A 23,600-nucleotide genomic window follows, 5' to 3' on the forward strand; every position below is an offset into this window, starting at 1 on the left:
TCCACAACGACGTCATAGCAGTCGATTCGATCAGTCTTAAGTAACTCAATTTTGTGAGTGACCGGCCCACCGGAATCAAAGTCGGCTATGTCGATGATCCGACGCAGTTTAGGTATCTGCCGAGGCTTGTCATAATCTTGAACTGGCTCAGATTCTCGATTGGCGCAGTTACTGTATGATTGGTTTATGTTTTTTTGATATTTATTTGTGCGACGATACATAGGAGCCTTCTACCTTGCAAGGTAGACCAACCTTGCACGGTTGCACTAATAAACTGTTAGCACTACAGGAGACAAAGTATGGAAACCATAGTAAAAACAAAAGAAGAACTCCAGCAGGCCAAAGAGTCAGGAGCTGAACTCATCCTTGTGAAAGGCGAGTTAGCTAATAAACTGAAAAAATCTAAGAAAGTAGCACAACTAAGTGGCGTTGGCCTTGCTGCATTAACTGCAGCTTTAGGCGTAGCAACGGTTACAGCTCCAGCCACAGGCGGGATATCTTATTTAGCAGCTGCTCCCGTAGCTGCATTAACAGGAGTTGAGATTGCAGCCATTATCGCAGCAGCATCACTTGGTATCGGGTTAGTCGTTGCGATCTTTATGGGGTATGAGGAAATTGATTACTCGGAAGGTAGTTTAAAACTTAGGAAAAAACGAAAATAATGAGCAAATTCTATCCCGGTCCGCCTTATTTTTATTTTTGTAAGAGCTGCGGATATAAGTTCTCAAGGAAAGTGAGAGTGGGCTTATTTTGTCCTAAGTGTAAATCATTGCGTGTAGTTACCGATCCCTCTGTACGCAAATAGTGCTAACAAACGCATCAAAAGAGCTCGCAGGCTCGCTGGGACGTCAAAATTGCGGCAATTTGGTTTTGTGCAAGCCCAATTATTCAGCAAAATTGCCGCAAATTTTTGTCGCTCTTTATGCGGGCGTTAGTTATTTGGCATCAAGGATTTAGTGCATGAAGCAAATAGAAAGGATGAATCTGGTTAACTCGATAGCCTGTAATCTTCAAGAACAGATGAATACAACCAGTATCAATACATTCCTTTCTGGGTTTGGAATCGCTTGCGAAGATGTGTCTATTGTTCCCTCAAAACGTACATACGTTGAGGGGCTTCTCAAGTCAGCGGCGAACGACCTTGTAATTGAAATAGCTAGCCAGCTTGGTTTGTATCGAGCCAAAACCATAGCGACGGAGAACCTGGCTAGCTATCTGGAAGCTGAAGACTATAGGGCAGCAAATGATGACTTTGAGCGAGCCATTGCATTTATTGACTCCGACCCTGAGCAGGCAATGGGTAGTGCTTCATCAATTCTAGAGAGTATATGCAAAGGTATTCTTGAAAGGCTGGCCAAACCCATACCCAAAGATCAAACACTTAAGTCTCTTGTTAAAGCTACGTATGGGGCAATGGATCTTTCTCCAGAATCTCACGCAGATCCCGACATAAAACAAGTATTGGGTGGCATTGCAAATGCGGCCGTAGGTATTGGTGTAATCCGAACCAAACATAGTAGTTTTCACGGGCGTAGTGACTCACAAAAACGGTATCGTTTAACCGCTCGTCATGCGCGTTTAGCCGTAGGTAGTTCAGCAGTTCTCGGCTGTTTTCTTATCGAAACTTACCTCGAAAGGTTCGCTGCAAATGCCAAATAACACGCATCAAAAATCGCCGACAAAAAAAGCGTGGGCTGGACTCGCTAACGCTCGCCTTTTATGTGGGCGGTTGACCTTGCTGATATACGCGGGTTTGGTTATCCGCATGACTTGTTTGCGCCGTTGGGGCCTTGCCTCAGTCTAGGAGCGCGAATTTAAATCGCCTAACGCCCTCGAGGGTTGCTCGCACTGCTGCCGCCGATCAGTCTCATTCAGGTTGTAACAGGCTCTCTTTTCTTAGCTGCTTTTGGGTTACCCTACTGCCTTGCTGTTGGGCTCAAATCGTTGCGCAATGTCCCAGATAAAGCCGAGCAACTCTCGGGCAACAGCAACCACCACTTTGTTTTGCTCTTTGCCTTTGGCCTTCATCCGTCGGAATTTGTTGCGCCCATTAACAGTGTGGCTCTGGTTCGACTAACCCACGATAAATCGCAGGAGATCGACACTTCAGTTCAGGGAATCATGATGTCTAACTTCGGGTCACACTGTGCAATCGACAGTGTCGTGTATGAGCTAATACAGTTCAAATGACAATTTACTTTCGAACTTCACGAGTTTAGTGTTCAATCGTGTCCGTCGAGGACAATTTGTGTACAGTGTGTACTTCGCAGGGATTGCGACAAATAAAAACTAAGCAATGATAGCCCTGTCATCACCTGTTTTTATTGAAAGAAGGACTTACTCTAATGAAACACTATCTCATGGGCCTGCTTGGCGCCTTAACTCTCACAGCCTGTGCCACCAATGACACTTCTTATGCGGCCAAAGGGGAGTACTTCCAACCTCACCCTGATCGCTCAGAAGCATGGAATACTCTCAGCGCAGGCATCAAGAACACCAAGATCCGAGATGCTTCTGCCCCAGCCGATGCCTGGAACGATACCGGAGCTTTCAGCTATGCAGCATCTGGTTTGGCAGGCTATGCGATGGATGGAGTTTCGGGAGCAGCGGGCTTTACAGGGTTAAATTGGCTTACAGACCAAGATTATCCACTCGATATGTCCAATGTCATTATGTGGCATCCTGCTGATCACACCCAGTTTGAAAGCGAAATCGCTCAAGCAAAAGCGAAAGACGAAATTTGGAACTTAATTTACGCACTCTTTGAAGCCAATTCCAAGATTCTAAGTGTGAAGCCTCACAATGCTCGCAGTCCAGGAGAGATGAACCAAATCCAATACACTGGCGAGCTATGCGTCACTGCTTATGAAAGATATAAATCTCGAATGATTGCTATTGGCGCTTGGAGTAAAGATACTTGGGAGCGCAATGCTCAAGGCGATTTAATCTGTAGAGCTTACCCTTCAGTAAGTATTGTACGCCCAGTTCGGCCAAACGACTGGAGGCCTTCAAATGTCGAGGCTAGCGAAACGGGTTACTTTGTCGCGACCATCTACCTATACCTATGGGCCCAGGGAGAGTCTCTATTTGGTGACTTGCCAAATGCGAGCGTGTTCGTGCCAAAAGGCGAACACAGCAATTATCTGGTCAATGATCGCATCCGAGTACGTGAAGTCGGCAGAGGTTTTCCGTATGTATTTACTGACGGTAATCTCAACGTGTTCGTACGCCCTACTTCCGGCAATCAAGCAAGAATGAGCGGACCAGAAGCGCAATCCAAGGCGCCGTATCAGTACTAAGGCGGATTGAGAAGATCAAGCCCGTAGTCACAGATAGGTGGCGCGGGCACGATCGAACAATCAACGTCATCTGCGTCCATCAGAGTATTGGCTTCATCGGCTCGATCAGTCAGGTTGTCAGTGCTTGTTTCTAACCTATCAGCAGTTCGATCCTCGACGTTATCTCGCCCATACGGATTGAGTATTCGCCCGTCACCGGTCAACGAATCCATTGTTATTTCCGAGGACTCCGGCATTAAATCAGCCTCAAGCATCATGTTAACCCATTCGGTCAAATCGATTGCCTCCCAGTCCAAGCTGGCCAACTCACCTGGAGTAAGGCCATTGCATCCCACCGGGCTTTTACCCAGCATAGGATAAGCTTGTTCCATGATAATTCTGGCCAAAGGTGAATTGAAACAACACCAGTCCTGAATTTTTTGAATACAAACCCCAAGCGCCTCTTTGTTGCAACGTGATCTACCCTCTTTCATGCAAGATTTTTGGGCTATCTTGAGGCCCATGTCCATTTCTTCGTCTTCGCACTTCGTGATCAGTGTTAAACCTAACTTCACCATCTGATAGGCGGTATAGGCTGCCATAACACCCCCAACAACGTTCACAGCTGTTTCAGCAACACTAGAGAGCGCGTATGTTGTTGTAGCTCCACTTCCCGATTGAACAAATAGAGTCTGGGCCAACTCCTCCGGCAAATGTTCGTATAAGAACTCCATGGCGGCTTGCTTTAGGGAATCCATCGATAGATCCGCGGTAACATCGCCTAACACTTCGCCTGCACTGCTAACGACTTCCGATGATTCCGAACCCAACAATGAATCCACACCAGACGATATCGAGCTGCTAACGCTCTCCCACGCGCCCGACATTTTTTCTCCAACAGTGGTCAGACCCTCACCTATCGCCTCGCGGGTATCCATCCAATATCCGGGCAAATAATCCGTATTGGTCGCCAAATAAGCTTCAATGTCCATCATGCCTTTGGTGGCAACGAAATAATCGACCATGCTGACACCGGCTGGTTTTTCGCAACAATCGACACCCGAGACTGATGTCGCATCCCAAGTACAATAGCGCGGTTCCCCTGCAAAGATTTCGCATGTGTTTGGATCACTCGGGTCGGTACAGTTTGCGTCATGCCCCATGTAATCAAGCACAGACAATTGAGCCACAGCAGCTTCGAAATCAATGTTGACCTGATCGGTACCAAAGTCACAGTCATTGCCAAGGCATGGCATATCCCCTAGACATACGTTTGTTGTTACTTGTTCTGTTTGTGTAATAGTTGTCGCCGTATTGCACTCAAAGTAGGTGTCTTGGACATAGCAGGTGCCAGTAAACGGATCTTCCCAACCCTCCGAGCACTCGGAATAGCTTTCGACACAAGTTGGATCCTCCCGATACACCAAGCACTGGTCTTCTAGATTTCGAATCATTTCGTAGTCGTAGCACTCCTCCTCCCCATCAAGATCGAAGTCATTGCAAATAGGCTGTTCAGCCAAGGGATCGCAAAAATAACCATCAAAATTTGCTTCCCAGCAAACGTTGGCAGTATCGCCTTCGAAAAAAGGACCAATCTGATTGAGCAATGCTTGATCAAAGCCTCTGGCTCCCTCATCTAAACAGCTAATCGAGTTATAGGAGCAAAACTGATCTGTGATGCAGCCATCTTCACCGGGAGTGCACGGCTCTTCTCCGGGCAAAGACCAACCCACTTTCTCGGCGCATCCTTCAGGTTCCTGAATGACTTCCTGTAGTGGTTTTACGTCTTGATCAAACTCAATCACAAACTCATAGAAGACCTCCCCCAGACCGCCCACACCAAGCAAGTATTCGATGACAATCTTATTGCCATTGACCATATTTGACACTTCAGATGTGACATCTACAGAGCTATTGTCGGATGTCGTGTGATGATCGCACTTGATGATGTTGCCCGTACCAACGTGGTCTTGCCACAACTTGAAATCCATTGGATGATTGGCATAACGACTTCGCGGCAACGTTAGTGCTGAATCAGGCACCTGAGCCCAATAGGAATTTGACTCATCACTCGAGTGCGCTCGATATTGCCGGTGGAACGAATTGTTAATCCACATGGTAAGTGCATCATCGATACGAATGCGCGAACGGGTCGCTCTCGCTACGCTGATGCCCGGATCAACCTCAAACACAAACTGTGCCGCATAAACCTTACATTGATCCTCATTACCGCCATCCAACCGCGCATCGCTCAAGTAGTTCCCTTCATCTCGACCAACCGATAGTCGAACGGTTCTTGCGTCGTCGAACGACAATGTATAGTCACCGGCGTTTCCGGCGAAACTCACCAACCGAAACGGTAAAGACGCGGTGCGCTCGATATTGCATGACGAAGGGTTATCTCGTTTCGGCTCCATGCACCGAAACTCTTCCCAATTTGGAATGTTGCGTTCGGTCGTCACAGTCGTCGTTGTATCTGAGCAAGTGGTCTCCCAAATTCCGGTGCCAGCTTCGACTTGGTCTAGCGAATCAAAGCCGAAATTCAGCACACTATCTTGGGGGCTCATATTGGCGGGGCGATTGTTGTTATACATACCCAAGAAAGACTGGTATGCAATGCCGGCACTGTTGGTGGAACTCTTGAGGTCGGTGATGTCCTCTTTGGCAACGTCTTTAAAATCGCTCTCTTCGTCATAGTAGTTGCCAACATTGAACACTGATTGGGAATGTCCCATTTCCGCCGACTGCACTTGGGTCTGGTCAATCACATGCCCTGTTTGCCCAGGATCTGGGTTGTCTATAAAGACCAATTCCCCAGTGCTTGAATCCCGCTGCACTAGTTGAGCGCCATTCTGGCTGTAACTGACATTGATGGAATGATCGGAATTCATTGATGGAATTGACCCGGTCGTTCCCGCCATATCGGCTTGAGCTTGGCTGTACCTTGTATCGAATTCCAAGGTATACGGGCTCAAATCAGGCGCCACGCCTCCCCCCGTTGTGTATTCGGTCGCCAGCTCACTCTCTATGTTCCGAGAGAATGCCCCTCCCGTTCCGTACTGGTCACTTAAATCCGTTACACGCTGAGTGCCCGTAAAGTTGTCATCAGGATCGTCGGTATTGTACTTGGCTTTTAGTTCGCTAACTTTCTCATCAACAGCCCAAGCGGGCATCGCCATGCTGGCCAGCGTCACAGCAAAGGAAACTGTGACCACGTGACAGCACATGACACCAGCCATCACTCCGCTTAACCACTGAAACCAAATCCGATCCCTCATGCTATATCCCCGGCAATTCCCTTACGCAACAATCCGTATAGCGCCAAATCACATAGACAAAATCTTCCATACCTGGTCGATGCCGTCCACCGACGGGCGTACTCCACTTGTGAATACTTTCACCCAACGGATGAGCGCAATTTTGCGGCGAATTAATGGTTTCAGGATTACCTGATGCATCTCTGATTACGTAGCCATCGGTATCCGTTTTGGGAATAGTCACCGTTGTTGAACTTGCTTCGGCGACAGGATAGAACATTTGCAGCTGATACATACTTCTAGGCAACATCGGTGCAAATTCTCGGTCGCACATTGCATCCAGCCCCATTGTTTTTAACGCCAAGCCCTTGCGGTGCAGCGAGGCAAGCAGACGTTGAGTGATCAGACTAGAGTTTCTCACCGGATCGGACGCGGCATTGATGTGGCCGGTAAACGGATAGATGCACGACGCATCACAACCAGCGCTTCCAAAGAACTCCTCTTGTACCACGCCTGCTGTAGTGGCCACGCAATCCGCCATGCACCATAGCTTGGCCGGCGGCGTTGAGAAGGCCACCGCTTCTGGATTTAGTGCCAATGCCAGCACATCATCATTCCACGTTGGATCCACTTCACTCATATACATCAAGTCAAAATCGACCATCCCGTCTTGCATGCAGTCGGGTATGACAAACATTTCCAACATGGTTGCCAGCGGAAACGAGAAGTAGTGATAGTGGAGCATCGCCATATCGTTGTTACCATGACCATCTTGCCCACCAGCGACCCCCATGTTGCCAAAACTGCTCTGCAACCTCGTATTCAATGACGGACTGCACCAAGGCACACGGACCACTTCTGCAATTCTGGCGGGCAGCCAAATCCCTAGCTGCCAACCAACTTCCGGCACTCCCAATGGATCGGTGCAAGCGCAAACCGACGTTGGAGGCGCTGAACCATCCGGTTTATCCCCCAAGCCCATCAACGAAATCGGGAAAATACGAGTCCAACAAATCTTATCGATGATCCCTGACCATAAATCAGCATCTGGGCACATGTCCGCCTTTGCCGCAGGACTAGCCATCAGCAGACACAACAACGCCAGCGTGACAACGGGCTTCATGCTAGCCCTCGAACGAAGTTCAGGAGCATGTTCAACCACGACTGCAATTGAACGTATATTTGTTGCCCTATCTCTGGATGCTCAAACGCCACGTACAGTCCAATTCCAAATGCGGCCACTAGCAGTGGTAGTCTCATAATGTTGGTAATCCTTTATTGTCGACGAGCCATTCATTGCCGATCTCCATCACATGGAAATAGGCTTCTTTTGTCTGGATGACGGTGGGAGTTTGCTGAACAAAAAATCGATCTTTCAGGTCTTTCTTCAGTAAATAGACCTGCATGCCAAATCGTTGCGTTAAGCTATCCAACTGCTTGCTGCCGTTACGCTTATCAATATGAGTCGCGATAGGCATGATCTTGCGATAGCCGAGTGTTGGAATCGTATCCAGCGCCCATTGGAGTTGATGACGGTTGCTCGGATCGAATACCAATAGAGTCAGCGGATAGTTCGCATCTTTAATCGGATTGATGATCTGACCTTTACGACCTAAAACCTGATCACCGCGTTTGATGTCAGCATTCAATCGTACCGTCGGATCGATGTACCACTGTTTGTGTTTTTTAGCTTTCGGTAAGTTAGAAAACTCACCATGAGACGCCCAGAACCGCTTGATCGCTCGCTTCTTAGCGCGCTCAAAGTCATAATTGGCCAAGCGTTGCTGCATGAGAAGCTTGGCATCTGGCTCGGCAATGTCGTAAACCTTGCCGATAACACCAAAGTCTTTGCCTTGCTCATCAGGGTGAAGCTCTATTTGCTCACTGAGCCATTCTTTGGAGTACAGCCCGCGAACCACCCATTGCTTTTGTCCGTCGCGGTAAGCGATAGCTGGTACGCGATTGATACTAAAGGCTTTGAACTCATCGGGATGAAGCCCTATTTTGACATCATCACCATAATCAGAAACTACCTGCATCATCGCCTTGAACGTGGCCGCAACTGGCGAATCAGCCTCTATGAATCCGCGAAGGTAAATCGGCATATCTCGATCACGTGCATAACGTATAGCTCGACCTAGCTCCGATGAACTCATTGAGGAACTGATAAACATCATCCAGCCTTCTGTGTTCGCTGAATCGTTGCAGTCTTCAGCCTCTAGATCAGTCGCTTTGGGCACATCCATGGCTAACGGTACATTTAGATCACCAAGAGTAACTGCGTCCTGAAACGACAACTGCTCGTTGATTGTCGGGTTCACGGACTGATTAAGATATTGCTCAGCACGTTTTGCAGCCTCCAGCGCCTCTCCTTCGTATTGCGCCACACGATCCGCAAGCGCTTTTTCATCGTAATCAGTCCAACCTTGCTCTTTTGCAAACTGGATGGCTTCTTCTGCTGTACGGTTGGTTGACTGAGCATGATTTTCGGTTGCCTTGGAAGGCAATATCAAAACCGCCAGCACCAACGCCATACCCTTAAAACAGCGCATATGCTCTCCCTATGATGGCGTCTGTGCTCACGGTTCCCCAGAAGCGCGAGTCATAGCTAAATCGTGTTGTTCCCGATAAGAACACTTCGCTCGCCGGAACAGTGAGGCGGCGTTCTAATTCTTCGGGCGCTTGCTCGACGATGATCGGCAATTCGCCAAAGAAAAGAGGAATGGGCTTGGACTTGTTGACAGTGATTGAATACCGGTCGATATCGACGGTATCGCCGCTAACGGCACGTACCACTTTGACTAAGCGTGTGCCTTGCGGAATCTTGGTATCCGCTCGCAGCATTTCGTATGCCATTAAATTGCCGCGCGCTATGTCCTTATCCCACGTATCGACGAGGTACCAATGGGTGAATAGGCAGCTAGGTTGTTGAGGATCAAATCCGATGTAAAAGCGCTGAGCGAGCCCCCATACGCACAGTGCGGGAATCCCTAAACACCAAAATGCAACTTTCAATTGGCGGTGCATGTCTCGGTCCGTTGACTTTAAAACCTCCTCATTGTCAGGCAATTCAAGATTGAATTTAGGTCAACTAAACGCGTTGTTTAGAGAAAAGCTCGCCCGATAGAGACAGGCGAGCTTTATTTGCTTATGGGAACCAAACAGTCTGACTCATTTCGGTATATTCACCCGAATCATCAAAAGCTCGCACGGTGACATCGACGGGACCTGAATACTGCGAGTACATCATCGACAGGCGCAATGTGGTCGTACCCTGTGCTTCTCCATCCACTTCCCACTGGTAGAAACTCATGCGGCCATCGACATCATCACAATCTGCCCACATACTCAGACCTGTGGAGTAATCCACCTGCTTGAGCGCACAAATTGGACGCACATTATCCGCGACCTCTACTGTCTCGGTGAGCGTTTTGGTTTGGCCAAATAAGGTCTCGATTTCCATCGTGATCTCATAAACACCCGCCGCCAACGTACCAAAACTCTGGGTTAAGGTTATCGGGGTTTCAGGATCCGACTTGAGCACTCCATCCTGATAGAAGCGCACCGACGTCAACCTGTCATCTGGATGAGGTACAGACACACTAACACGTGCACTAAGAGTCATAGGTTCACGGTGTTTGGTGTTGCCGTAGTACATGCGTGTAAACGTACCCAACTCCTCTTCAGGCAGGACTTCGACAAAGACCGTTGAGCGAGTTTCTCCACCCTCCGAATCTCGCAATACGCCTTCAACGGTGTAAACACCTGGTTGCGTAATACTGACCGTTTGAGCCTTGGTACCATGACCGCTGATAACTGTAATATCCGGCGTTTCAATGATTTCGTAGCTATACGTCACACCCGGCATGTAGGGCCTGTCATGAATAAAGGAGAATTTCACTTTGGCTGGCGCATATTTGTAGTAGACCTGGCTCATGAGCAATAAATCCTGTGGCTCATAGACCCATGTTCTTAGCGATGCCGTGTAACTGGTCGACGTGGAGGCAGAGAACCCGTCATACCATGCCTCGACCGTGATCGGGATTCGACTGTTAACCACCCACGCCGGATCGGTGGTTATTGTCACTGTTTCGCCACCCAGAATAGATCCGTCTGGCAACGTCCACTTGTAAATGATTGGAAGATCAATCCCGCCTGACTGAGTCATCTTCGCCGTCAGCTCGACCGTATCACCGGCCCGAATCAAGCTTGGTACCGATACGAAAACCGACTTAGGTTGTGGCTCTTGCGACGAAATCGTTAGCTTACGGGTAAACCAAACATTGTCCATTTCTGGCATATCAGAGAATCGGGCTCTGGCATACAGCGTCATGCGAGACGATTCGTTCAGCTCCAGATTGTATTCACTGCCATCAAAGTCAAAGTTGTTTGGATCATTTTCCGACCACTGCACGATGACATCACTTGGATCGATGCCTTCGGCCAAATCAAGCGAGTAGCTCGCGAGCTGATCATTGAATACTCGGGTTGGTCCATCAATGTTAAACGATGGCGTTGAGTAAGCTAATACTTCTATCGATTCGGTAGTGCTAACGATACCTGTATGGCGATTAACCATTCGAGCCCGAACAAACATAATGTCGCGTTCTTCGAATCTGTGGCTGAATCGACTGTTGTTGTCGAACTCACTGGCCGTACTCCACGAGATCCCGTCTTCTGATACCTGCCAACTCAGATGGCCCAATGCCTCTGTATCCGCTTGAGTGAGACCTCGATATGACAACGTTAAGCTAAACGGTGTCCGCCCGACCACTCGGCTACCTACAACTTGACCATCAATTGCTTCACCCTTGAGAACGCGGGCATAAAGGCGATCCGAATCGATTTCTCGCGAGTACGCAATACCATCTGGAACCACCAAGCGCCCTAGTACCTTAACTTGCTGGGCTTCAACCAACTCACCCGGAGTCCAGTCAAATTCAACTTGTCCATTTTCGTCGACACGAGTCCAAGTTGTTAGCGGCTCCTCCTCGGTTCGGTCGATCCGAACCAGCATCGCCTCCCACTGCCCCATGGTCTCCGCATCATATTCCATCTCCTTGGTCTGGTAACTGTACTGACCCAACCGAGCTTCGATGGTATGCGTTTCAGTGTTGAGCATGTCCGTTATTGCAGACCAATTAGCTCGCATCGTCACGTATTTTGACGGGACGTACACGCCTTGAACCGATTTACTTCTGCGGATCAGCGGATTCTTGTCGTACCAAGCATTCAAATCAATGTCGAACGTATCCCACAACACGCCTTCTGGAACAGCCAGCCGCATACCAACTCGCTGACTTGTGCCACGTGAGGTTTGACGCCCCTTCGATGTAGTTACGCCAAGCGATGAAGTGGCTTCGAACGTCGCCTCACCCACATTAAACTCAGCAACAGCCGAACCGATGTAGCGAGTACCCGCGTAGATCGCACCAACTCCCTCTTCCATTTCTTCGGTCATGTTGACCACAATTTCAGGGGCGCTTGGATCAATGGTACTGAAGGACTCTGTTGACTCTTGGAGAACGACTGAATGACCTTCGCCATCATACATAGTGACGCGGTAGGTAAATTCATGCGGTCCATTTTCTTCGGTGTAACCCGATAGCATCATGCGGTCATAGCCAGGTGTAGCGACAAACCCTGCTGGAATGGTCGTAAATTCGTACACACAACGTGGACGACTTCGGTTGGCGTAGTATTCCGCCTGTTCCGAGTCTACCGCCGTGTAGCAACGCCGGCCGGAGTCTTGCAGAAGGGTGATGTCATGACGCTGCGTAATGTTGAAGTTTTCTTCGCGCATTCCTGACAGCTGGAACGACATTGGTAGGTACTTCCCAACTATCGTTTTAGTAAATTGCTGATCATTGATATTGCTGGCCGTGATGGTGATATCGTACTCGCTGTTCGGTACCAAATTGTCAAACGCACCCTCTCCAAACGCGTACACACCATCATTGATAAATTCTAGCGGCATCACTTCATCACCAATGGTGACTTCATCGACTCGCATGCTGTCTGCAACACCGTTAAAGGCTACGACATGCATGTGTTCGCTAAAGTCGAACGCGTCGCCCGTATCCATGATCTGATAGTTGTCCAGCACATCGAATACAGCTCCACTTCTCAAGATCGCTATTTCTTCTACACCCGCTATCACTTTCGGCAAGCGGTTACCATTACCATCTTCTCCAACAACCTCCAGAGAGTACATCCCCTCTGGCACATCGGTGACATCGACGGTATAGATGATTTCGCGTTGATAACCATATTCTGGTGCGGACAACGAGGTCAGATGTTCCTCTTTGCCACCCATAGAGCTTAGGGTGACCACTTGCGATGCTTCAGCGACATCAATATCAAGATCATAAATCTCAACATCATCGACTAAGAACAAACCGTCGATCACGCGGCTCTCTTCAATCGGCGTCAATTTCAATTGGATCACATCTGGCGCGGCCCAATTAAAGTTCTCATCATGAGGCGCAGTTCGCACATGCACTTTTGCTAGGTTACGCTCGACATCAACAACAATGCCCTCCGCCACCGGAATAGTCACCTCTAATTCCTCGTTGGCGACATTCGCGGCAGCCGCTAATGCGACCGGCGGGATGAGGTATGCGTGCAGGATATTGTCAAACGGATTCGCATTGAAATACTCATTGCCAGAATCCACAGCAACACTGAATACGCTATCAATTGAAAACTCTGCGCCATAGCTCAGGAAGTTGTCGTAGTCGAACACGTCATGATTGAAATCATCGAATTGGATATTGCAGTAGTCTTGTCCAGCCCGAACCACGCAACGTTGCTCGACTGAATTTGACTCTGGCAATTCCTCGCTCTCAAACACCCCAGGGATTTGCATGATGTTTAGATCATGAAGTACTACATGCTGGTCATAGTTACGTGCTTCCACCTCAACGCGCAGCCCAGACACTTGTGCATTTGGGTTATATAGAAGTTCAGCCTCCTGCCCCTCAATTGGGCTATTCAGCATAACCGGTCCACCACTTGCTGTGGCTGACACGCTTGTGACCACCGGATCAATTGGCGCTTCAGTCGTAAACTCGTATGTGCCTTGCAGTAGTTCAATCGGCTCGGCACTCAAGTCCGACAGGTAACTTACCCGGTAAGGGAAACTACTCTCTCCTGCATCGCTCAGCAAAACCGAAGCTTTGTTGATCGTGCCTGTTTCAACGGATGTAACAGGCGATTCAACAAGCCATTCAAACAAACATTCTTTACGGTACTCGGTGCTGGTGATGGCAATGGAGTCTGACGAGGTCAAATGGCATCCAACCGCATCGAGCAGTGGCGTCACCTCATAGTCTCGTACACCGACTAACGGCTCTCCATTCTCTTCAAAATCAGGTTCAGGTAATACGGCTCGCAGCGTCCCAACAATGCTAAGCTCAGTGTTTTCGAAGAATCCGCTACCGGTAAACACCCCTTCGAGGGAAGCTATAAATGCTTGTTCTCCAACAGAGCCGATCACGCTATCAATGCTTAAACTAAAGGTATCCGTGACATTAGCTACATTGCCTTCGCCTAACGAACGATCGTCCAACGCATTATGATTAAATGGCGCAAATGCCAGCTCACAACTATCTTCTCCAGCCTTAATCGTACAACTTAGATTGGAGTCAATCTCTATCGGTTCAGGGTAGAAAATATGTGGAATTTCGCTTCGCGAAATCCAGTGCAATGTGGCCTCCGTATCGTACCCTACTGGCGAGATCGTGACCGTGACGCCATCAATGGCATCTGCTATGTCGGTCAGCACAAACTCGCTATATTGAGGGTCTGGATTTTCTCCAGGCTCAATTGGTTGTAATTCGCCTTCGACGGTCACGTAGGTCTCTTTTAGAACCGGCGGCTGAGCTTCGGCAACAAACCAATCTTCATAGCCACTGAAAGCAAGAGCTTCATGACCCAAGTGATCGTACATTCGCACTGTGTATTGAATGGGGTGAGTCCCGTGAGCATCCACAACTCCGCGAGCGACCATGCGATCGCCCTCAATTGTCGCAGTTAATTCAGGAGGCAAAACGTCTACTGTGATAACACAACCAAATGAGGAGTCCGTTGCGACACCTGCGGCGATCTCAGAATCTGGTGTGACGGTGCAGTTGGCACCAAACTCTTGGACAAACGTCAGTGTTTGCTCTTGAACCGCCGCGACGGGGAGTATTTCTTCGCTGGTGACCTTATAGCCAAATGGCATGTAATTCACATCAACACGCTGAACAAACTCTTCACCATTACTGGTGGTCGCTGTTACTTGTAGTTCAACAATGTCATTTCGATTCAGCGTGAGGCCATTTGTGGAGAGTTGGGCCACTTCAGCTCTAGGACTGCTGAAGGACACAGGTTGACCATCCCACAAGACTTCGGTGATCGCGACTGAATTCACGACACCATTGAAAGCCGCGACTGTGAGGTGTTCCGGGAAGTAGTTTTCTCCGCCGCTGGTGAATGGCTCCAATAGTTGAAATACACCCATTTCCGGCGCAGTTCGCAGTAGGGTCAACTCAGTAAGATGGTCGTCAATTGCAGGAATTTCGTGCCCCAGTTCATCCTGCCCTATTACGCTGACTTCATAGTTTCCCATCGGCACACTAGATAGATCCACTGCATACACTAGGTCAGTAAGCCACCCACCGGCTGCATTGAATTCACTTGAGGGGTATTCATCCATGTCAATGGTATCGATAGATACCGTGTCACTTAACTCAATAGGCGGCACCTCTAGCAATATGCGCCCATCAACAACCAACTGCTCTTCTAATTGCATTTCGCCTACAGGCGTTAGCTGTACTGTGATTTTGTTGGGACGCCGCCAACCGAAGTCTGACTGATGTCGTGGCAATTGGACTTGTATTAAAGCTGAGTCTTGAGGAACTGGAATATCACCGTGGCCTGCAATGGATAAAACAGGCAAGTCGGTCGCCCCCTCCGATTGACCGTTTACGACCAACGCGGGAATGGAAGGAGGCGTCATATTCGCCACTATGTCGGCAGTTTGGGCGACGGCCCCAAAACCGCGAATTTGGCTATCAACAGTGAAGGTGAATTCACTAACAATATGCAGTTCATCGCCAGTGGCAAGCTGTTGATAGTCGACGCTCTGATGATCGAAGCCATCAAACAATGCCTCACACATAGTTTGTCCTGGCGCGACATCGCAATAGCTTGTCTCTGGGACTAAAGTCGGCTGCTCAGGTTCATAGATCCCGGGCGCCACACCAATCGTCACTCCCTCTAAGAATACCCGCTGGACGTATGTTCTTGGCTGAACCTCAATTCGAACCCCCATAAGCGGGTCGCTCGGATCAACGACTTGCTGCGGCACAAGGCTCGCATCATCTCGATCATCGACCAAGATGTTGCTGGTACCGACTTTGACGTAGACTCGTTCGACCGTAGGAGCATCCACATCGTTGACGACGTATGAATGTGCAGAATCCACCAGCACAATGGGGTCCAACGCAGGATCCTCAACGTAGCTGATACGGTAGTTCAGCGAATAAATGCCGCCTGCAGTGGGTAGGATGGTTGCTTGAGGAAGCCCACCTATGTCCTCAATGGCATAGCCTGTTACGTCGTACCACTCAAACAAACAATACACGTTGCCGGGAGAACTAGACGACGCCAATGCAAAATCGGTCGTCAACTGACAACCGAGCGCATTAGCCTCTGGGAGCACGCTATATTCATCGACCGACGCCGAGACCTCGCCCGAGTCAATAAACGAAGGATGCACAGGAAACGCTTCAATTTGCCCCGTAAATCGGACTGATTTTGCATGAACATTAAACGCACACAACAACAGAGCGCAGCATCCTACGGCATATCGACTAAACATGGTTTGCTTCCCTTTTGGCACAAATAGGCTTATCCCACGCTATAAACGTACCGAAAGAGACCCGCAATTAAAGGTCAGTTATTGTGCCGTTTCGGCTAATTTTGAGTGCAATAAAGCAGGCTCATGATGGTTGAGCCTGCTTTGTTGGCGAGTTGATAAATGTAGGGATTGAGAAGTGGCTTACCGCTGTGCGAGGTTGACTGACGGGATACCAATATGCCGCAGTACAGTAGTCACTGGCTGTGCTCCCGGAATCGAATCGGAATTCGCTAAATAAATAGCGGGCGTGCCACGGACACCAAGCTTCTCACCCAATGTGTAGTGCTGACCAATGATTGCCGGATCACAGGTCTGTCGACCAGGTACATTCACTGAGTTTGTCATTACGGCGCTATCGAACGCAGCCTGCTGATCCTGCGCGCACCATGCTGTGAGCATGGTCATGGCTGATTCCTGACTAACACCACCGCGCGGAAATGCTAAGTAGTGAACGGTAATCCCTTCATCCAAGTAGGTTTGGATGTTTTCATGAAAGCGACGACAATAACCACACGTCGTATCAGTGAAGACATAGATCTCCGCTCGCTCATTACCTGCTTTATAGGTTAATGCCGTTGACCGTGCCTTGGCCAACACCTCCGCACGAAGGCCTTTCTCGCGCTCATAGGTCAAATTCACATTGCCATCGATGGTATCAATCAGCGCACCACGCATAATGTAGCGACCCTGCTCTGACATCCAATAAAGCGCGGGACCAACGCTAACCTCGACCCAACCATCGACATCGCTACTGCGAACATCATCAGGCTTTAACTCAGTTTTGCCGTAAAACGAAGCGCTCAACTCTTCCAATGAAAGTGTTGGGTGCTGCGGTGCCACAGGGACACTAGGCTTAGGTTCCGCGGCCTTTTTCGCCCCGAACCCTGCGCCGACGAACGCGCCCAAAACTAAACCGAACAAACAGGCGCCAGCAATACTGCCTGCTATCCATCCTCTCTGCTTCTCGACTTCGTGCTTCTCTTGCGCTTCGCTCATTTGGTGGATTCCTTTATTGAATGTCATTGCGGGTCATTGTAAGGATGAGAGGGCTATCAAATGGGTCAGATATGGACTCAAATCAGCCCAAACATGCCCCATGCGTCGTGTAGCAACACGATACGATGCAACGTGTACAAACCGGACAAATATGCTTGCTGTCTTAGAATGACGCTCGCTACACTGCGGGAAAATGTTGTTTAAGGACACCGATCATGACTCGTTTCATCATTCCATTGGTCGCTACTGGACTATCGTGGTTTGCCGTAGCAGAGCCTGTCTGTGTAAGTACAAGTCGCCCCAACGCAGAAGCATTGGTTAAACAGCTTGCAGTTGAGCACTCTGCAGCCAAAGACGTTGGACAAGAATTAGTGACAGGGCAGATCACCACCGAACAGTTCGGTGAAAACAGTACGTTGCGCGAGTCAATCACCATGGTTAGCGGCGCCTATGTACTTCCTGATGATGACGCAATTCAAACTTGGCTGGCCGAAGTAAATGGCAAGCCTGTTATCTGTGCAAAATTGTCAGAAGTCGTTCAGCCCTTAGCAACACAGGGATCATTTGATGAATAAGAAGGCATCAACCAATACATTGCACAAACACTGGCAGCGACTGGCCAAAGAACTTGATCTATCGCTGCCCGAGCAGTTGGGCATTTGTTTCTTGAATGGCGGCATGCTGTCGATATCTACTAGCAAAGCGCCACGTGACCTTCAGCGTCACGTAAAGCGGGCCAACCTATTCGCAGCAGTTAACAAGCAAGCAAAGCCGACAGCAAATCCTCAGATCGCCCAAACAATCTTGACGGCAGCTTGCAGCTTGAGACCTGGCCTAATCGCAGAGCTGCACGGTGCCAACGGCCAGCCATCCAATGTTTGGGATCTGAACAATGCCACCAGCACGTTAATTGCTCCAAAACTCACCGAAACCATTGAAGCCTTTCAGCGTCTCACAACAGCGATAGGCCAACACCTGCTGCAAGCAGAAGTTAAGACAATTGAAAACGCTTATCGGCAGGGCTTTTTGTTTCTCAAGCACCAGATAGACCGTGATCCGAAACGAACTAAAAACGTCTACCAATTGCTGCGAGCTTTTTTACCACCGCATCTTGCTGCGCTGCTACACCTTGGAGATTACGTCCTATCGAAGAACGCTTCCTTGCTTCAAATGCGAGCCTTATCTCACATCACTGCGCAGTTGCTAGTCGACACGCCAGAGCAGCTACGAGACGCCGTTTGGAATTGGCACCAGATGATGTACTACGAACCAAATACCAATAATACCCGCGTTCGCCCCCAGTTTTATGCCGATTTTCATACCATTGGCGATTATGGGAACTACGGGTTTGTGATGGTTGAAAACATTCCTGCGGATGTTCACCAAAGCGCAGCCAAGGCGCTCGAACAATACCGTCCTGAATTTAGCAAGCCAACACTTGCCGAAGCTGCTCTCGATAACGTGAATCAGCGAATGGCTAACATTCATGGTTTCGAAGATATGCATCAAGACAACCCGATTGCACTTCTAACTGGCTCTGCGTTGCTATTCTGCGAATCATCCATGCAGTCGCTCAGTATCAGACTTGAAGAACCTGCAATGGCTTAATCAAGATTATACCGAGCTTGAATTAAATAGCCCCAAACCGAGAATCATTCAGTCGTACTCGCTTATAATGATGTTGTTGAAGTAAAGTTCCCTACAACACTCTTGGGCGACAAGGGGATTAAGAATTGAAGAAGCTCACTTATAACCAAAGCGTTTCTTTAAACCTAGGTGAGAACCCTGACTACAAAAAACTGAATAATGATAGTTACGTGTTACAGGTTATGGAGAAGCAACAAGCTCTTTCAGAAATATATCTCCATAACCGCTCTTGCGTCATTACTATGGCTATAGAAATTGAGGGTACGATGGGAAGCTTATTGGGGGCTTTCTTCACCTATACAAATCCTGAGACTGAGTATGGCGAGCTTGTTGCCCCTCCACATGAAATAACCCCCAGCTATCTATTTGAAGAGTTGCTTTTAGAGTCACCTTTGCTTTCATTCACCGCAAGGAGAAAATTAGTCGATCAGCTTTTAAAAAAAACGAAGCTAATCAATGGGAAGAACTTGCAGAAGTTAGTAAAGGGCTTGTCACAGCTTGAGGAGTGGAGGAATGCAATGGCGCATGGCTCGACGTTCTATAACGTTGAAACTGAACTCCTAGAGCTCAGCTATCACAGAGGCGGCTCTCGTAAACTTGTTCTCACTAACGAGTTATTTGAAAGGATAAACGAAACAGCGAACTTGACTACTAAGCTTCTCTCAGACGCTATTCAGACAGTGGAATTGAACAGAGGTCTTTTGGCAGCTAAAGAAAATGGTGAAACGGTCATTAGATACCACGATAGAGAAAGACCTACAAAGCTTTCAAGCTGTTAACCGTTGACGCCGACTCAACGATGACCATCGACAAGCTAAGCTTGCGAGGTCAAAGCTGTCCAACCCCTTGCTTGAAACTGATTAAACACAGCGGTCGTGACATCCTGTTTTAACAAGCAACCCGCAAACTACCACGTTGACAGCTATTGCAGCCACACTCCACATGCTTGAATTGCCATCACTCATGATAGTCGATAGCGCTGCAAACGAATTCCCAATAGGAATTAGGGTTAACCAAACATTTGGCTCTACGATACCGGTCGCAAACGCAATGATCTCCAAATGAGGCAAGATCACCCCTAACAGAACCAACTTGCTACGGATCTGCTCTTGAGTCTGACAACGACGCAGTAACAGCTGCATCCACGCCAAATATACTGTTAGAGCACTGGCCAGCGATATGATATTGATGACGAGACTAACCAAGTCGATCTGAGCCCATGCCGCCAAAAAGCCATGCGTTAGTTCAACTACGAATGCAGGTGAATCACTAGGGTTAATCTCCGGAGCTACGTTTGTCACTAGCAGAGAATAGAGCCACATCCAAAACCAATAATGGGTCGCATAGACCGCTATCGTGATCAGCGACAATACCAATCCGAACCCTTGCTTGGCCACCACGAAACGCTCTCGACTAACACCGTGCAACCAATACTGCTCCAAGGCCCCTCGCTCCTGCTCAGCCATCCAGATCTGCTGACATTTCGCTGCGGTCATCGCCATGCCGGCGCCAAACAACAAAGGCCACATCAAATACACCAAAGCAATGGTTGCATAAGGCTTACTCGACTTAGGTTGGGCAGGTAGTTCACTCTCAATTCGAATCGCGCCAAGCCAGTTGAAGTGTGAGTGCCCTTTTGCTTGAAACGCTTCTTTCCGGTAAGCAGTTACGTATTCTGATAACGCTCGCTCTAACTGGGCTTCGGGAAAGCCTTCCGGTGCTTCATGCAGCGTCAGCACAACCTGATGATTGGTTAATTCGAGCGAAGCCGTCACAGGGACTGTCTGCGCAATATCCAAGCCCTGATTCAAATGCGCTGTTAAGCCTGGTAGAAGCTGGTCATCCAAAGCAATTGACCATTCAACCCGCTCACTATCCCGTTGAGTTTTTTGCATACTGATCAGTAGTGTCCCTATCACCAACAGTAACAGGGGCAACGCAAACGGGATGACGATGTATCGGCGGATCAGTGTTGGGCGGTCCCGATAATATTGGCGCCAGTCAGCTAAGAACAATGCAGCAAACTGGGACATCAAGCTGCTCTCTCGTTTAGGGCTATCCGCCGCAGTCGCTCCGTCAAATTAGGTCCAGGCTGCCAATCAGACTCATCAAGCGAGGTGGCCATCTCGCCACCTTTTAGTACCCACGCTCCTTGACAAATTCGCACCGCTTCATCCACTTGGTGTGTCGCGTAGATACAACTGACGCCTTCAGACTGAGCATCGACAATGAGTTGTTCCAAGCAGAGAGCTCCCTCTAGGTCGATCCCGGTACTAGGCTCATCAAGCAGCAATAATCGAGGTTTAGCTATTAGTAGTTGAGCTAAGCGAACACGCTGCACTTGGCCAAAACTCAAATCAGTGACGGGCTTATCAAGCAACGGCTCAAGAGCCAAAGAGCTAACAAATCGTTGCGCATAGGCAGGGCTATAATTACCCCGCAACTCGGCAAGTTGCCTCACCACTTCCTTCACTTTTAAGAACGCTGTAGGCACAACGCTAGCTGGAAGCCAACCCAATGCAGGACGCTTGGATGACCACTTCACACTGCCAGATGTTGGCTCAATTAACTGGCCAACAAGTTTAAGCAGGGTAGATTTGCCACTGCCGTTTGGCCCCAGTAAGGCTTTGCTTTCCCCTGCCGACAAATGCAACGAGATGTCACGGAGTGCCCAAGCACTTCCAGAATAGCGATAGCTAACTTGATTCAGCTGCAGCATGTTGTTTGCGGTAGTAAATGGCGCTTTCAGCCATCGTGGCAAGTTTGCGTCCAGCCCAGACAAAACACGCAGCAACAAGCAACATAACGGATGACTCCGCGACCGCGTAGATACTGCCATCGCCATGTTGAAGGGCGGATGCTCGTGTAATAAGCATGATGATTAAATTGACGCTTGCAAAGAAGCCAGCAATCATCAGAACGATTCCAAAAACTTGCTGTGCTCTATCTTTAAGATTAACCATGAGACCTCCGTAGTTCTCTTCTAAACCCTGTGCGATTTTTTGATGTTAAATCCTCAATCACGCCGTATTGCTCACACTGCTCGATCAGTTGAGTATCATTACAATTACTCTCTATATATTGGGTCACCCTACCCAACAAACTGTCACGCAATCGCTTCAGTCCAATCTCAGTTCGCCAGATCTCAACATTTTTGTCGGCATTGAAACCAAGCCTTGCTGCTCGTGCTTCACGCTCAAGAATAGCGACTTTGATCGGTCGATTAGCATGCGGAAGAACGATCACCGATTGCCCATAATTGCGATTGATTAATAAATTGTTGTCTGCGCCGTTCGGCCGCCACGCAGCAGACGCGAGCGCGAAGGTGTTGCTATGAGCACTCACAGCAACACACAACTTGCCGCCTTCTCCGGGAAGAACGGTGACAGTTAGGGGATTAAAACTGTTGGTCTCGCTGGGTGTAATAATGAGCTGTTCAGTCCGCCTTAATAGCACCCGTTGAATGACGGTCATTCGCCCCTTCCTTCCTTGGTAGATTTAGCAGAAGTGTGTCATGTGATCGGCTACAAATCAGGTCATCTATCAGGGGGATCTGCGGGCAAAACTGCCCATGCTTGCTAGCAGCTCTTGAAATAGAAACTAACCACTCACAATCACACAATAAGTGCCACGCACACTAAGCAAGAACATATCAAACCCGTATTAATTGGCAGACACCGGAGGCGTTTCTAGCAAAGTGCATCTAAACTCAGACCGGACAGAGCCTCAAACTGGATTGTTCGACTCATTATTGGAAGCCAAATAGCACTTGCCGCCCAAGGAAAAGCTGATGAAAACTGTTGCACTCGTAATCGGTCACAAAAAGACCTCACCGGGAGCGGTAAACGCTACGAGTGGCCTTACTGAATTTGTATTCAATGAAAAGCTATCGTTGGACATCGAAGGGCAGATTCACGGAGTTAACTTGCAGCGGGTTTATCGACGAACATATACATCGCTACCGAATGACTTGAATGAGCTCAATCCCGCCCTGATAGTGAGCCTTCACTGCAATGCCTTTAACACTGAGGTCTCAGGGACTGAAGTTCTTTATTATCACAAATCGACCAAAGGAAAGCTTGCCGCTAGGCTCCTCAATGATCACCTAGTTGGCGCTCTAGGGTTGCACAACAGAGGCGCTCGCCCCAAAACCAGCGAAGACCGTGGTGGCTACCTGCTTAAAAATACCAATGCCCCGTGTGTTATTGCCGAGCCGTTCTTTATCGACAACGATAATGACTTGGCCATCGCGCAGGAAAAGTACGCCGAACTGGTACTAGCTTACGTGGAAGCCATAGTGTCTATAGTTAAAGAAATATCATAACTGAAGCGATCACCATATCACCAACCAAGATTCGAGACGCTGTTCAACACAAACTAGAATTGGCGATTGCCACAATTATTCAGCACTACCAACAAAACAACTCTGCCTTCTTTGGCAGCGCCCGAAAGCCATTTGGGTAAGCTTCCGCGATGTAACAACCCAACGAAGGGATAACAGCAATAGACTAAACA

The 23,600-nt window shown here is 48.7% G+C and carries 17 protein-coding genes; 7 read left to right on the plus strand and 10 right to left on the minus strand.

Annotation, left to right across the window (positions count from 1 at the left end):
- The first annotated feature begins 299 nt into the window (after positions 1-299).
- From IC617_RS08085 to IC617_RS08095, 3 genes are all read left to right on the plus strand, one after another.
- Positions 300-662, plus strand: a complete 363-nt coding sequence (locus IC617_RS08085; RefSeq protein WP_191144488.1) for a PM1101 family membrane protein — start codon at positions 300-302, stop codon at positions 660-662.
- A gap of 298 nt (positions 663-960) precedes the next feature.
- On the plus strand, positions 961-1,659 hold the full coding sequence (locus IC617_RS08090) for an abortive infection family protein (protein WP_191144489.1): 699 nt from the start codon (positions 961-963) through the stop codon (positions 1,657-1,659).
- Between the two features lie 686 nt (positions 1,660-2,345).
- Positions 2,346-3,299, plus strand: coding sequence for a hypothetical protein (locus IC617_RS08095; protein ID WP_191144490.1), 954 nt, complete (start codon positions 2,346-2,348; stop codon positions 3,297-3,299).
- Here IC617_RS08095 and traN read toward each other — a convergent pair.
- From traN to IC617_RS08125, 6 genes are all read right to left on the minus strand, one after another.
- Positions 3,296-6,556: a conjugal transfer protein TraN gene (gene traN, locus IC617_RS08100; RefSeq protein WP_191144491.1), complete on the minus strand. Its 3,261-nt coding sequence runs from the start codon at positions 6,554-6,556 to the stop codon at positions 3,296-3,298. The genes IC617_RS08095 and traN overlap by 4 nt on opposite strands.
- A gap of 1 nt (position 6,557) precedes the next feature.
- Complete coding sequence (locus IC617_RS08105) at positions 6,558-7,658, minus strand: TraU family protein (RefSeq protein ID WP_191144492.1); 1,101 nt, start codon at positions 7,656-7,658, stop codon at positions 6,558-6,560.
- Positions 7,659-7,791: 133 nt separating this feature from the next.
- A complete protein-coding gene (locus IC617_RS08110; RefSeq protein WP_191144493.1) occupies positions 7,792-9,069 on the minus strand; it encodes a TrbC family F-type conjugative pilus assembly protein in 1,278 nt (425 codons plus the stop codon).
- A 4-nt stretch (positions 9,070-9,073) separates the two neighbouring features.
- Positions 9,074-9,562: a S26 family signal peptidase gene (locus IC617_RS08115; RefSeq protein ID WP_191144494.1), complete on the minus strand. Its 489-nt coding sequence runs from the start codon at positions 9,560-9,562 to the stop codon at positions 9,074-9,076.
- 121 nt (positions 9,563-9,683) lie between these two features.
- The gene (locus IC617_RS08120) at positions 9,684-16,403 is read right to left on the minus strand and encodes a hypothetical protein (RefSeq protein WP_191144495.1); all 6,720 of its coding nucleotides are present in this window, start codon (positions 16,401-16,403) and stop codon (positions 9,684-9,686) included.
- Positions 16,404-16,583: 180 nt separating this feature from the next.
- A complete protein-coding gene (locus IC617_RS08125) occupies positions 16,584-17,438 on the minus strand; it encodes a DsbC family protein (protein WP_191144496.1) in 855 nt (284 codons plus the stop codon).
- Between the two features lie 215 nt (positions 17,439-17,653).
- Here IC617_RS08125 and IC617_RS08130 point away from each other — a divergent pair, with 215 nt between their 5' ends.
- The 3 genes from IC617_RS08130 (at position 17,654) to IC617_RS08140 (ending at position 19,864) form a co-directional block, all read left to right on the plus strand.
- Positions 17,654-18,013 (plus strand): hypothetical protein, encoded by a 360-nt coding sequence (locus IC617_RS08130; protein WP_191144497.1) that lies wholly within the window; start codon positions 17,654-17,656, stop codon positions 18,011-18,013.
- Complete coding sequence (locus IC617_RS08135; protein WP_191144498.1) at positions 18,006-19,046, plus strand: hypothetical protein; 1,041 nt, start codon at positions 18,006-18,008, stop codon at positions 19,044-19,046. The genes IC617_RS08130 and IC617_RS08135 overlap by 8 nt, the downstream gene beginning before the upstream one ends.
- A gap of 125 nt (positions 19,047-19,171) precedes the next feature.
- Positions 19,172-19,864, plus strand: coding sequence for a hypothetical protein (locus IC617_RS08140; RefSeq protein WP_191144499.1), 693 nt, complete (start codon positions 19,172-19,174; stop codon positions 19,862-19,864).
- An 81-nt stretch (positions 19,865-19,945) separates the two neighbouring features.
- Here IC617_RS08140 and IC617_RS08145 read toward each other — a convergent pair whose 3' ends face one another.
- The 4 genes from IC617_RS08145 to IC617_RS08160 are packed head-to-tail and all read right to left on the minus strand — an operon-like array spanning position 19,946 to position 22,559.
- Entirely contained in the window at positions 19,946-21,118 is a 1,173-nt protein-coding gene (locus IC617_RS08145; RefSeq protein WP_191144500.1) for a hypothetical protein, read from the minus strand.
- Positions 21,118-21,804 (minus strand): ATP-binding cassette domain-containing protein, encoded by a 687-nt coding sequence (locus IC617_RS08150; RefSeq protein ID WP_191144501.1) that lies wholly within the window; start codon positions 21,802-21,804, stop codon positions 21,118-21,120. Before IC617_RS08150 ends, IC617_RS08145 begins: the two co-directional genes overlap by 1 nt.
- The gene (locus IC617_RS08155; RefSeq protein WP_191144502.1) at positions 21,782-22,048 is read right to left on the minus strand and encodes a hypothetical protein; all 267 of its coding nucleotides are present in this window, start codon (positions 22,046-22,048) and stop codon (positions 21,782-21,784) included. The genes IC617_RS08150 and IC617_RS08155 overlap by 23 nt, the downstream gene beginning before the upstream one ends.
- Positions 22,041-22,559, minus strand: coding sequence for a carbon storage regulator (locus IC617_RS08160; RefSeq protein WP_191144503.1), 519 nt, complete (start codon positions 22,557-22,559; stop codon positions 22,041-22,043). Before IC617_RS08160 ends, IC617_RS08155 begins: the two co-directional genes overlap by 8 nt.
- A 316-nt stretch (positions 22,560-22,875) precedes the next feature.
- Here IC617_RS08160 and IC617_RS08165 point away from each other — a divergent pair, with 316 nt between their 5' ends.
- Positions 22,876-23,409 carry an N-acetylmuramoyl-L-alanine amidase gene (locus IC617_RS08165; RefSeq protein WP_191144504.1) on the plus strand — a complete coding sequence of 178 codons (534 nt, stop codon included), beginning with the start codon at positions 22,876-22,878 and terminating at the stop codon, positions 23,407-23,409.
- The last annotated feature ends 191 nt before the right edge of the window (positions 23,410-23,600 follow it).

This window comes from Neiella litorisoli (genome assembly GCF_014773395.1).
Lineage (GTDB): Bacteria > Pseudomonadota > Gammaproteobacteria > Enterobacterales > Neiellaceae > Neiella > Neiella litorisoli.

What these genes read in the sequence shown, in the direction of transcription:
- IC617_RS08085 (WP_191144488.1), top strand. Translation starts at nt 300, where the DNA reads ATGGAAACCATAGTAAAAACAAAAGAAGAACTCCAGCAGGCCAAAGAG.
- IC617_RS08090 (WP_191144489.1), top strand. Translation starts at nt 961, where the DNA reads ATGAAGCAAATAGAAAGGATGAATCTGGTTAACTCGATAGCCTGTAAT.
- IC617_RS08095 (WP_191144490.1), top strand. Translation starts at nt 2,346, where the DNA reads ATGAAACACTATCTCATGGGCCTGCTTGGCGCCTTAACTCTCACAGCC.
- traN (WP_191144491.1), bottom strand. Translation starts at nt 6,556, where the DNA reads ATGAGGGATCGGATTTGGTTTCAGTGGTTAAGCGGAGTGATGGCTGGT.
- IC617_RS08105 (WP_191144492.1), bottom strand. Translation starts at nt 7,658, where the DNA reads ATGAAGCCCGTTGTCACGCTGGCGTTGTTGTGTCTGCTGATGGCTAGT.
- IC617_RS08110 (WP_191144493.1), bottom strand. Translation starts at nt 9,069, where the DNA reads ATGGCGTTGGTGCTGGCGGTTTTGATATTGCCTTCCAAGGCAACCGAA.
- IC617_RS08115 (WP_191144494.1), bottom strand. Translation starts at nt 9,562, where the DNA reads ATGCACCGCCAATTGAAAGTTGCATTTTGGTGTTTAGGGATTCCCGCA.
- IC617_RS08120 (WP_191144495.1), bottom strand. Translation starts at nt 16,403, where the DNA reads ATGTTTAGTCGATATGCCGTAGGATGCTGCGCTCTGTTGTTGTGTGCG.
- IC617_RS08125 (WP_191144496.1), bottom strand. Translation starts at nt 17,438, where the DNA reads ATGAGCGAAGCGCAAGAGAAGCACGAAGTCGAGAAGCAGAGAGGATGG.
- IC617_RS08130 (WP_191144497.1), top strand. Translation starts at nt 17,654, where the DNA reads ATGACTCGTTTCATCATTCCATTGGTCGCTACTGGACTATCGTGGTTT.
- IC617_RS08135 (WP_191144498.1), top strand. Translation starts at nt 18,006, where the DNA reads ATGAATAAGAAGGCATCAACCAATACATTGCACAAACACTGGCAGCGA.
- IC617_RS08145 (WP_191144500.1), bottom strand. Translation starts at nt 21,118, where the DNA reads ATGTCCCAGTTTGCTGCATTGTTCTTAGCTGACTGGCGCCAATATTAT.
- IC617_RS08150 (WP_191144501.1), bottom strand. Translation starts at nt 21,804, where the DNA reads ATGCTGCAGCTGAATCAAGTTAGCTATCGCTATTCTGGAAGTGCTTGG.
- IC617_RS08155 (WP_191144502.1), bottom strand. Translation starts at nt 22,048, where the DNA reads ATGGTTAATCTTAAAGATAGAGCACAGCAAGTTTTTGGAATCGTTCTG.
- IC617_RS08160 (WP_191144503.1), bottom strand. Translation starts at nt 22,559, where the DNA reads ATGACCGTCATTCAACGGGTGCTATTAAGGCGGACTGAACAGCTCATT.
- IC617_RS08165 (WP_191144504.1), top strand. Translation starts at nt 22,876, where the DNA reads ATGAAAACTGTTGCACTCGTAATCGGTCACAAAAAGACCTCACCGGGA.